Raw genomic sequence first — 11,082 nt, forward strand, 5'->3', positions numbered from 1 at the left:
GTGTGGCCTTGTCGCTGACCTTGATGCGCATTCGGGCGTCCGCGTACTCACCCGGCTCAGGGGTTGTCACCGTGGCGAACTCACTGTTGCCCGGGACGTCGGCGCCCTCACCCTCGATCGCCCCCACACCCCGGCCAGCCGGACTCGGCGACAAATTGCTCGGAAGCCCCTGGAGCGATGCCTTGCCGCGCTCCTCGTCCGGGATACCGGAGCAGAACGTCGGACAGGTGTATGACGGCGTCGGCATCGGTATCAGTGTTGGTTCGGCCAGTGACTTCGCAGCCCCGGGGTCGGCGACGGCCGCGACAGCCGCCACCGCCAGAACCGTGCCCTGCCGCAGCCCGCCCGACCCATAAGCGAAAGCGCGGTGGTGGTTGGCTGCGGCTGCGGCCACAGCTGCGGTCACCCGAGCTTCGGAGCCGTCGCCCCCGACCTTTGCAGCCCCCGCACCCACAAACGAACCTGCAGATCACCACCTATAAACCCTGTGTATACGCCTTGTGTATAGTTTCCCGCATGACTTCCGCCTACCTGTTGCCGATGAAGACAGCCGCAGCGCTCTTCCCGCTCCTCGCGCTGATGCTGTTCCTCCCGACGGCGGTCGTCCTGTACCGCCGCCACGGCACCATGCCGCAGTGGCGCGTCCTGTCGCTCCTCGGGTTCCTCTACTACGCGATCACGGCGCTCTGCATGACGCTCGTCCCGCTGCCGACGCGGACGGCGGACATGTGCAAGAGGTTCGCGGCGGTCGCCCACCCGCAGTGGACCCCGGGCAACACCGTCAGCGACATCTGGAAAGAGGCGCACCACAAGGTCACGCTGAACGCCCTGGTGCTCCACAACCCCGCGGTCAGCGGTGCGGTCCTGAATCTGGCCCTGCTGCTCCCGCTGGGCGTCTTCGTCCGCTACCACCTGCGGCGCGGTGTCACCGCCGCGGTCCTCGCGGGCTTCGGCACCTCACTGTTCTTCGAGGTCACGCAGGGCACCGCGCTATGGGGCGCCTACCCGTGCCCGTACCGGCTGTTCGACGTCGATGACCTGCTGCTCAACACCGCGGGAGCGCTCCTCGGCTGGTACCTGGCCGGGCCGCCGGCCCGGCTGCTGCCGACGGGGCAGACGCCGGACGCCGCGACCGTGGCCCGCCGGCCCATCACCCCCGGACGGCGCTTGGCGGCGCTGCTGGTCGACCTGATCGGGGTCGCCGCCGTCACCGTCCTTGGAGCTCTGGCCACGGCAGAAGACGTCTACAGCGCATTTCGTTCCGTACCCCAGGTCATGGTCGCGGTCTTCGCCGCGTGGTTCGTCGTACTGCCCTGGCTGACCAGGACCACCCCGGGCAAGCGACTGCTCCTGCTGAAGCTGGCGCCTGTCGAGGGCGACGGGCGGCTCGTGCTGTGGCGGATCGGTATCCGCGCGGCGCTGCTCGGTGTGGTGACCCTCCCGCTGATGGCAACCCTCGTCACCGCGTCGATGATCCTGCTGAACGGCCCCTCATGGGTGGTGCGCCGGGTCCGGGACGCGACGGCGGCGGACCCATACATGATCCAGTGGCAACTGATCGACCACTTCCCGCAGTTGCTGCTGATCGTCCTCATCGCGGTCCTGCTCGGCGGATATGTACTGACGACCCGGCGGCGAAAGACGAACCTCTGGGCCCACGAACGGGCATCCGGGCTGCGCACCGTGGCCCTGACGCACCCCCGCGCCGCCACCGACCCCCACATCGGCCCCCAAGTCGATCTCCACGACAGGCACGACCATGCCTGGCAGACCCACGCACCGTACCCGCCCCAGCCCAACGGCGGCCGCCCCCACACTGCTGCGAAAGACCCCGTCGGCGCAGCGCCCCGAACACGGGCGGCACACCGCCGATGAACCGCCCAAGGCCCGGACATCAACTACGGGCGGGTTCACCGGCTTCCGGACATCCCCCTGCGTCCTGACCGCCTGCCCGCCTGACCGCCTGCCCGCCTGACCGCCTGACCGGCTGCCCGCCCGACCGCCTGACCGCTACGACGACCGCCGGATGGCGGCAGGCCGCGCCCCACGCACGTCGTTCCCATGGCTGTTGACGCGGGACAGCGCCCGGGCGTTGTCGAAGTGCAGCATGCAGCGCCGCGGATGTGCGGTCGAGGAAGTCGTCGCGGGGAAGTGACAGTAGGTTTTCCGCCATCCTTTCGCCGCTTGTATACGTGCAGCACACAGCTTTTCAGCGCGCCGCGCCCGTCTGCATCCGGAACATGACGGTTTGGTTGCCAGTAGCGGAGGGGCTTGTTCCGGCCCGTATGAAGAACGACTTCGGGGGCAGCCCGCGCTGTTCTGTGTGGTTTCTGTGTGAACGTGTGTGCTCCTCGTGACCGCTGGGGTCTACGAGAGGTGTCTTCCTGTGGGGGGAAGTCTTGATGCAACGCACCACAGGTGCGCGGTTTTCGCGTGCCCGCAACAGATCCCGGACGGCCGCGCTCGCCGTCCTGGCCTCCGCCGCGCTGACCGTGTCGCTGCTGCCCGCGGCGACCGGCGCCGCCGCCGCGGACGACCCGTCCTCGGCGTGGGGCAAGGACGCCCCGTCGTTCTCGATGCCGAAGGTGCAGGTCGGCCCGAACCGGCCGGTCGCTTCGGAGGCCGAGCGCACTCCGTCGGCGGATGTCGCGGCCTGGCGCGCGGCGCAGAAGAAGCGCGCCGAGGGCGGCACTTCGCCCGCCGCCCGCAGCACCACCGCACCCTCGCTGCTGACGTATGTGCCCGAGGGGCAGGGCGCGGTGCCCTGGCACCGGATCAGTGACTTCGCGATCACGGACGCGCTGACCGCCCGGATCGACTTCTCGACCGGCAACCTGATGCTGGCCGCCACCGACTTCTCCATCGCGGGCGTCGGCCAGGACCTGACCCTGGCCCGCACCTACAACAGCCTCGACGCCCCCTGGGGCAAGGTCTCCCAGCGCTGGTGGCAGCAGTACGAGCGCTACCTGTACACCTCGTTCACCAACGAGGTGATCCTGTACGACGCCTCCGGCGACACGGTGCGCTTCACCAAGAACAGCGACGGCACGTTCAAGACCCCGGCCGGTTACTCCAAGGACCTGAAGAAGAACGCGGACGGCACGTACACCGTCACGAACTGGAAGTCGGGCGCGAAGGACACCTACGACGCGAACGGCACCCTGACCAAGGTCACCGACCGGAACAAGGGCACCATCACCGTCACCCAGCACGACGAGGGCAGCGAGCACAAGGGCTTCAAGCTCACCGAGACCCGCTCCAAGCGCTGGATCGACCTGGTCAAGACGGACGCCTCGCAATGGCAGGCCAAGGACAACTCCGGCCGCACCGCCGTCTTCGACCTCGACGCGGACGGCAACCTGGCACGCACCACCGACGCCGAGGGCAAGACCACCACCTTCGGCCACGACTCCTCCGGCCGCATCACCAAGATCACCACAGCCGAGGGCCGCGTCACCGTCTTCACCTACGACGACGCCAACCGCGTCACCTCCATGCTGCGCGGAACCGGCTTCAACAGCGACGGTCACACCGGCCCGACCTGGACCTATACCTACGACTCCGAGTGGCCCACGGACGCGGGCACGACAAAGGCCACCGACCCCGAGAACCACTCCACGTCGTACAAGCACGACGGGGACGGACAGGTCACCGAGGTCACCGACGCGCTGGAGCGCAAGCGCTCGACGAAGTACGACGCGAACCGCAACATCGAGACCGCCACCGACGCCATGGGCAGCGGCTCCACCGCCGGAAACGTCACCACCTACCACTTCAACACCCGCAACAACCCCGAGACCGCCACCAAGCCGACCGGCGGGATCACGCGCAACAGCTGGCAGACCATCGCGGGCGGTGACGTCCCCAAGGACTCCACCAACGCCGACGGCGAGAAGACGGAGTTCACCTACGACACCGCGGGCAACACCAAGTCGGTCGCGCAGACCGGCACCGGCGGCGGCTCGGTCTCGTACACCTACAACCCGTCCACCCCCACCTGCGGCGGCTTCGAGGGCCAGCGCTGCGCGCAGGAGACGAAGATGACGTCGTCGAAGACGGTGAAGACCTCCTTCACCTACGACGACCACGGCAACCTCACCAAGGCGACCCCGCCGTCCCCGCTGGGCGCGACGACGTACACCTACGACAGCCTGGGCCGCACCGAGACGATCACCGACGGCCGCGGCATCAAGAAGGTGTTCGTCTACGACAACCTGGACCGCGTCAAGACCGTCTCGACCACCAACGACACGGTCCGCTACTGGTACGACGGCGACGGCAACCTGCGCCAGCGCGACGACTCCACCGGCACGGTGAAGTACGAGTTCGACCCGCTGCAGCGCGAGACGGTCCGCACGCTCCAGGACGGTTCGCAGACCCTGCTCGCCTACACGCCCGCCGGAAACGTGGACTTTTACCAGGACCCGGCCGGCAAGACCGACTACACCTGGAACGAGGTCAACACCCTCTCCTCCCTCAAGGACCCCCAGGGGCGGGTGACGTCGTTCGAGTACAACCGCAATGACAAGCGGACGGTGACCAAGTACCCGGGCGGCACCACGCAGACGTTCACGCTGGACAACTCGATGCGCCCGAAGACGATCAAGACCACCAGCTCCAAGGGCACCCTGGTCGACCTCGCCTACACCTACGGCTACGGCACCAACGCGGGGACCGACGGCAACAAGATCCGCACCAAGACCGACAACGCCGCCGGTACGAAGACGACCTACACCTACGACGGAGCCGGCCGCTTTTATTACGCGGCGGAGAACAAGGGCTCGACGCTGAACGAGGCGTGGCAGTACTGCTACGACCTCGCCGGCAACCTCACCAGCCAGGGCGTCACCTCCGGCTGCCCGCGCGGCACCACCTACACGGTCAACGACGCCCAGCAGATCACCGCGAAGGACGGGTCGAGCACCAACTGGTCCTACGACAAGACGGGCAACGAGACCGCGGGCGCCTCCACCCCGGAGACCACCCGCACCGGAGAGACCTGGACGGACCACAGCCAGCTCACGGCGGTGACGGTCGGCGGCAAGAAGTACACCGGCCAGTACGGCTCCACCGACCAGAGCGAACGCGTCCGCCTGGGCGACACCTACTTCCACAACGGCCCCATCGGCCTGGCCGGAGCCTCGACGGCGGGCGTGGACACGGGATTCGTCCGTGAGCCCGGGGGCACGTTGAACTCCATGACCCGCAGCGGCAAGGCGTACTACTACCTCACCGACGCCATCGGCTCCGTCATCGGCGTGGCCGACGAGTCCGGCGAGAAGGTGAACACGTACTCCTACAGCCCCCGCGGAGTCACCCGCACCGCCCCCACCAGCGAAAAGATAGCCCAGCCCTACCAGTTCGCCGGCGGCTACCACGACACCACCGGCCTCTACCACTACTCGGCCCGCTACTACGACCCCCACATCGGCCGCTTCACCCAGCCCGACCCCTCCGGCCAGGAACAGAACCCCTACCTCTACGCCGAAGGTGACCCCGTCAACCGCATCGATCCTTCCGGACTGCTCACCGGGTCCATCAGCGGCGAAGTGTGTTTCGGAGTGTGTATTGGAATCGGGGGTAAAACGGATGGTGAAACGGCTAAGCCCACCGTTTCCTTTGGGGTCGGAAGCCCCGGCGCGAGCGGCGAGATCGCTGCCGACACCGGCGACATGGACAGTGGTCTGAGTGGAGAGGTGAGTTGTGGTCTGGGTCCCGGGAACGTCAAAGTTTCCGGCGACGCAAGCGGTGCAGACGTCGGCTATGGAACCGGTGCCAGTACCGGGAAGTGTTCCCTCAGTGGCGAGTACACCTTCTAGTAAGAACCAGGAGAGCGAGGAAATCCGGTGAATATTGCCGTCGGTCTCTTCCTAGTGGTCTTCGGATTGGCTTTTGCCTTCTTTGCTCCTCGGTTCGAGCGGGCGGGGGCTGCGAGCTCGAAGGAAATCTTCGGAGCGACCGGCGGCAAGCCCATGAGGAGATGGAATCGCACGGTCTTCGTGGTGGTTGGACTCGTCCTCGCAATCTTCGGAGCCGCATACGCCTTCGGTGTGGTCGGCTGAAGTACGCCACCTTCGATCTAAGGGAGTCTGCGCATGGTGTACCAGGCAGTAACGCTGGCTGAGCGATGGGATGGTCCTCCCTGGTTCAAGTGGGCGTGGTTGGCTGTCGCGGCGTTGGTCGGAGTCTTCATCGTCACCAAGCTTGCCCGTCGAGGGAAGCGCAAGTAGCGGCAGCGCAAAGGAACGAAGCGGGCCAACTTGGGCGCTTAGGCTCGGGCATGACAAACTTGATCGTGTCCGAGCCTTTGGGCGAATTCTCTGCGGATAAGCTCCATTGCACCGTCGAGGACGGATGGCGCCTACACAGAGCCGCCGAACGCTTTCAGGTCGCACCGGCAACGGCCCAGTGGTGGGCCCGCCGCTACTGCGAACTTGGTGGGGCGGGCATGAGCGACCGGTCTGCGTGCCTGTTCACGAGTCCGCATCGCACTCCGCCCTGGACTGAACGCCGGATCGTCAAGGCCCGCGTCCCGCGCCGGTGGGCGCGGCCCGGATCGCCCACCTTCTGGGGCTGAGTCCGGCCACCGTGCACCGTATCCCGACCGGTTCGGGCCTGGCCTGCCTGCCCTGTCCGGGCCGGGCCACGGGCCGCTTGATCCGCTGTTACGAGCGCGATCGGCCCGGCAAGCTGGTGCACGTCGAGATCAGCGAGCTCGGCAACATCCCCGGCGACGACCACCAGGCCCTGGGGTGCCAGGTCGGCCTCCAGACCCGCTGTCGCGCTGACTGCAGCTATTTCCACAACGTCGTTGATGGCCGGGATCACCGTCGAGTTCCCGTCGGTGTCTCCTGGCGCCCGGTCCTCCTCTTGTTGCCATTTCCGGTTTCCCGTCAGGTCTTGCGGCGTTGTAGAGGCCGAAGAGGCAGCAGGGCCTCAGTGGGGGAGGGCGGGCATATGCCGCACAGGAACAGGGAGTTCGGTAAGTTCGGTGCTCAGGGGATCAGGGGCTCTGAGGCGGTGGCCCGCCAGCTGGACCGTCTGGCCGATTTCATCGCCACACCGGTCACGCAACGCCGCGGCCTGATGGCGCGTCTGCGCTACCTGACCCGTACGGACCACGCGGCGGCAGCAGCCCGCCGGGCAGGTCTGACGGTCACGGACCGCACTCTGCGAGCCTGGCTGGAGGGCAAACGCTCACCGTCGAAGGCGAACCTGGAACGCATCGACGCCGCGTACCGCACGGTGCGCCGCGCTAACGTGGCCCGCTACCTACTGGCGCGCCTCAACCGCCAGGGCCGCGGCACCAGAGTGGAGTTCCATCCCCTCAACCAGTCCCAGGTGCCGCGCCCGCGCCAGCGCGTCATCGACTACCGCTCGCTGAACGTCCGCAACTGGGACCGCATCGTGCGCGCCTGGGCCGCTGGGGACATGAGCGCGTTGGACGAGACGTGGACCAACGACGTGCTGGTCGATCTGGGGTCGCAGTGGGGAGAGTACGAGTACGTATCGAACATCGGCTTCGCGGCGTGAAGCACCTGGCCGTGCGGAGGTGAGCCAGGGCAGTACGTTCCCACCGACGAACGGGCCGTACTGCAATCGCTCGACCCTGTACGTGTGATGCGGTGAGGCCTCGGTGTTACGCACCTCGGCCCATACACATTTGCCGAAGACGAGGAGGTCGGTGCCCCATTTCTGGGCGAGCGCATCGACCAGCATCAAGCCGCGACCGCCTGGGTCCCGCTTGGTCGGCGCGGACGGGGCACACGGCGGCACTTGTCGGTGACAGCGATCCTCAGCAGACCGGGTCGGGGCTGCTCGACGTGGACCCGGATGGCGTGACGCGGCCGTGACGCACCGCGTTGGTGACGAGCTCCGACAACAGGAGCGCGCTCGTATCAGCCGCGTCGTCCCTCGATCGAGGGTGGAACAGTTCCGTCCGCTCGTCCTGGGGAGAACCGGGTACGAGACTTGGCCGCACGCCGGAGCGTTGACGAGTGTGTGAAGTGCTACTCGGGAGAACGTCATGTATTGCCAAGTGCCTCACCCGGCCACAGTCATGGCCACCCCGCTCAATGATGAGGGCATATCGGGCACTGTCGGCGCGCTCCTCGTCGTCGACTGGGCCAGTCCCCATGAACCTTGGGACGACCAACTCGCCTTCGTCTTCGATGGCGGCACACACACCACAGAACAGATCGCCGAATTCACCCTCACCGACGGCGAACTCACTGAGGCCGGATTCGTCACCCCGGCTGTCGCCGGGAGCCGGCTCAGCGACCGGCTGGCTCCCCGCCTGACTGCGGCGCTGTCGGCAACAACGGATAGACGTCCTCGGTACCTGCGCAACGGATCCGCCCTGGCACAGAAGCCTCCGTGACGGGGAGTCAGTTGGTGGCGGTGAGGTTGGCTGTTTGTGCGGCGAAGCGAGCTCGTCGTTGTTCGGTGAAGCGGCTGGGTTCCGCAGCCCTGATCTCTGGGACCATCATGACGGGCGAAGAGACAGCCCCGCCGGTCAGCAGCGGGTGGAGCTGGTAGAGGCCGTTCTCAAGGCTCCAGGCGAGTCCGCACTCGCGGAGTTCCTTGAAGCCGCGGTTCACGGTCGGCTTGCTGGCGCCCAGTTCGGCACACATCTCGTTCTGGCTGATAGCGGCGGTGCCGGTCTTTGGATCGCTGAGGTAGAGCAGCTGGTCCAGGACGCGGCGGCCTGCGGTGGAGATGTCGACCAGGGCCAGGAGGCGCAGGACGTTACGAGCGATGGTGAGGGGTGCGTCTGTGGGCGGGCTGGGGACGTAAGAGTTGCTCACGGAGGCTCACCGCTTCCGCTTAGGTGGACGTTGCATCACTGAGGATATGCCGCACGGGGTTATGCGCTTGTCTGGTGTACGGGGCGAGGCTGCTGGAGTGTGACGACTTTCATCCTACGGCGGGCCGATTCGGCGGCTTTCTTCTCCGCGATGCGGGCCTGGCGCCACTCTGCGGGGTAGTCGGCGTGCGGGATGATGCAAGCCGGGCCCTTGGCCCTGTTCCACACCACCTGCCACTTTCCTTGCTCGTCGGAAGTGCCGGCCACCGTCAGCCACGGGTTCAGCTGGAAAATGCCGCGCTTGGCGGTGCGCATCCAGCCAATGTGCGCGAAGAACTGCGATGCCTCGTTCACGGAAGACGCTGAGAGGTTGCACCGGGCCTGGAGGTCGCGCTGGCTGCTTTTCACGAAGCCGCGGGCTGCGGCGCGGACTTGGTCGTCGGCGCGGTTGGCGTTCTGTAGCGCCACGAGCTTGCACCAGACCTGGAACCAGGAGCCGGGCATTCTGAGGCTGTGAGGTTCGGGGAGGGGGTCACTGAGGTGTTCGGGGTTTCTCGCCATTAATGCGAGTTCGTTGTTGTGCTGGTGGGTGGGTATTTCGGATGGTTGATCTTGGTGGTGGTATCTCGGATTCGGTGGTGGCGTGATCCCGGATCGGTCGGTGCTGTGGTTGTCGAATCTCCTTTGTGGCGTGCTCTATAGCGCATGAGGGTGTGGGGTGGAGGTGGAGTGGGGCTGTGTCACCCGCTCGGGTGGTCTGCGGGGCTGGGGCCGGGGGTGCCGGCTTTAGCGTCTCTTCTGTCGTGCCTGCCGCGGGTGCGATGTGAACTGCCCTGTGTGGGGCGGTAGTTGACGGCCGGAGGCTGGTGCTGTGATCACTGATTGGTTACCGGTTCGCTCCTGGTGCGATGGTCGGCTCTGGTGATAGCGGGCGGTGGTGCCCCTGGGGCCGTGGATGGCGGTTTGGGGCGGCATCGGGATGAGCTCAGGCCCGCTGCGGTGGCCCAGTTGCTGCGGCTGCGCGCGTCCGGGGAGTTGACGACGGCGCATGTGCGGCTGGTCGCTGACGCGGTGGGCGTGCCACAAGAGGACGGTGTGGAGCTGGCTGGCCCGTGCGGAGGAGACCGGCAGCCCGGAGAAGCCGGAACGCTGCCGGTTCCGGATCACCGATGAGGTCGTCGAGGTCCTTGCTGACTATCAGGGCAACGTGAAGCGTGCTCACGAGCGTCTGGTCGAGGTAGCGGTGGCGGCAGAGGAGAAGCCGCCGGGGCTGACGACGCTGCATGATGCGATCGCGCGGGATCTCGATCCGGGTTTCATGGCGGGCCTGCGTGAGGGGATCCCGGCGGCCCGCGGCTTCGACCCGTGCTTTCAGCGGCCGCAGGTGGCGCGGAACGCGGTGTGGGAGGGCGACCACAAGCAGGCCGAGACCGTGGTGATGATGCCGGACGGTAAGCCGTCGAGGGTGTGGGTGACGTGGTTCGAGGACCGTGGCACGGGCTATGTGATGGGCTGGGCGGTCACCGCCGGCTCCGCGCACCGGGGCTCGGTCCTGGCCGCAGTGCGCATGTCGGTGCTGCGCGAGGATCCTTACGGCCCGGCCGGGGGGCTGCCGCACTTGGTGCGTGTGGATGGCGGCGCCGACTTCCTGTCCACAACCGTCCGACGGGCCTTCGGGCTCCTCGGTGTCCCGGTGCACCGGGTGCGCAGTGCCCGGCACAAGGGCGGCATCGAGCGCCTGAACCGTACGAGCATGACCCGGTTCTTCGCTGACCTGCCCCGCTACACGAAGGCGCCCCGGCTCGATCACCGCCGTCGCCTCGGTGATGGGGATCCGCCGCTGACGTTCGAGGCGTTCGTCGCTCTGCTGGGGGAGTGGGTGGCCAAGCACAACACCGAGCACGTCATCGAGCGCACCAAGATGACGCCGTTTGAAGCCTGGCAGAGAGATCCCACCGAGATCCGGCCCGAACCGAACGCGTGCGAGCTGCGCGCCTTCATGTTGGAGAGCGACCACAAGGTCCACAAGATCACCAGTCACGGGGTGGAGTTCGCGGGCCGCGCCTACATGCCGAAGAACGGGGTGGGCCGGATCGGGCTGGAGGTGCGGGTGCGGTGGATGCCGCACCACACCCACGAGATCGACTTGTACGCCTTCCGCGGCAACCGCTACCTCGGCCGGGCCTTCCTCAGCAACGAGGCCAGCGAGGACCTGCGCGCCAAGGTGCTCCTCGAACGCGACGAACACAGCAAGGCGCTGCGAGCGGCCCTGAAGC

8 protein-coding genes are annotated in these 11,082 nt (G+C 67.0%); 6 read left to right on the forward strand and 2 right to left on the reverse strand.

The window, feature by feature from the left end:
- Positions 1-516 precede the first annotated feature (516 nt).
- From N5I75_RS40340 to N5I75_RS40360, 5 genes are all read left to right on the forward strand, one after another.
- Positions 517-1,875: a VanZ family protein gene (locus tag N5I75_RS40340; protein WP_476685504.1), complete on the forward strand. Its 1,359-nt coding sequence runs from the start codon at positions 517-519 to the stop codon at positions 1,873-1,875.
- A gap of 527 nt (positions 1,876-2,402) precedes the next feature.
- Complete coding sequence (locus N5I75_RS40345; RefSeq protein WP_476685505.1) at positions 2,403-5,819, forward strand: RHS repeat-associated core domain-containing protein; 3,417 nt, start codon at positions 2,403-2,405, stop codon at positions 5,817-5,819.
- 27 nt (positions 5,820-5,846) lie between these two features.
- Positions 5,847-6,062, forward strand: a complete 216-nt coding sequence (locus N5I75_RS40350) for a hypothetical protein (RefSeq protein ID WP_476685506.1) — start codon at positions 5,847-5,849, stop codon at positions 6,060-6,062.
- An 895-nt stretch (positions 6,063-6,957) separates the two neighbouring features.
- Positions 6,958-7,533 carry a transcriptional regulator gene (locus N5I75_RS40355; protein WP_476685090.1) on the forward strand — a complete coding sequence of 192 codons (576 nt, stop codon included), beginning with the start codon at positions 6,958-6,960 and terminating at the stop codon, positions 7,531-7,533.
- A gap of 526 nt (positions 7,534-8,059) precedes the next feature.
- Complete coding sequence (locus tag N5I75_RS40360; protein WP_476685088.1) at positions 8,060-8,380, forward strand: NUDIX hydrolase; 321 nt, start codon at positions 8,060-8,062, stop codon at positions 8,378-8,380.
- 7 nt (positions 8,381-8,387) lie between these two features.
- Here N5I75_RS40360 and N5I75_RS40365 read toward each other — a convergent pair whose 3' ends face one another.
- Together N5I75_RS40365 and N5I75_RS40370 are read right to left on the reverse strand one after the other, a co-directional pair.
- Positions 8,388-8,807 carry a helix-turn-helix domain-containing protein gene (locus N5I75_RS40365; RefSeq protein ID WP_476685087.1) on the reverse strand — a complete coding sequence of 140 codons (420 nt, stop codon included), beginning with the start codon at positions 8,805-8,807 and terminating at the stop codon, positions 8,388-8,390.
- A 59-nt stretch (positions 8,808-8,866) separates the two neighbouring features.
- A complete protein-coding gene (locus N5I75_RS40370) occupies positions 8,867-9,310 on the reverse strand; it encodes a hypothetical protein (RefSeq protein WP_476685086.1) in 444 nt (147 codons plus the stop codon).
- Positions 9,311-9,854: 544 nt separating this feature from the next.
- Between N5I75_RS40370 and N5I75_RS40375 the strand changes: the two genes are divergently transcribed.
- The coding region (locus N5I75_RS40375; protein ID WP_476685507.1) for a Mu transposase C-terminal domain-containing protein at positions 9,855-11,082 on the forward strand (1,228 nt) is incomplete at its 3' end.

The organism is Streptomyces sp. R818, assembly GCF_056172735.1.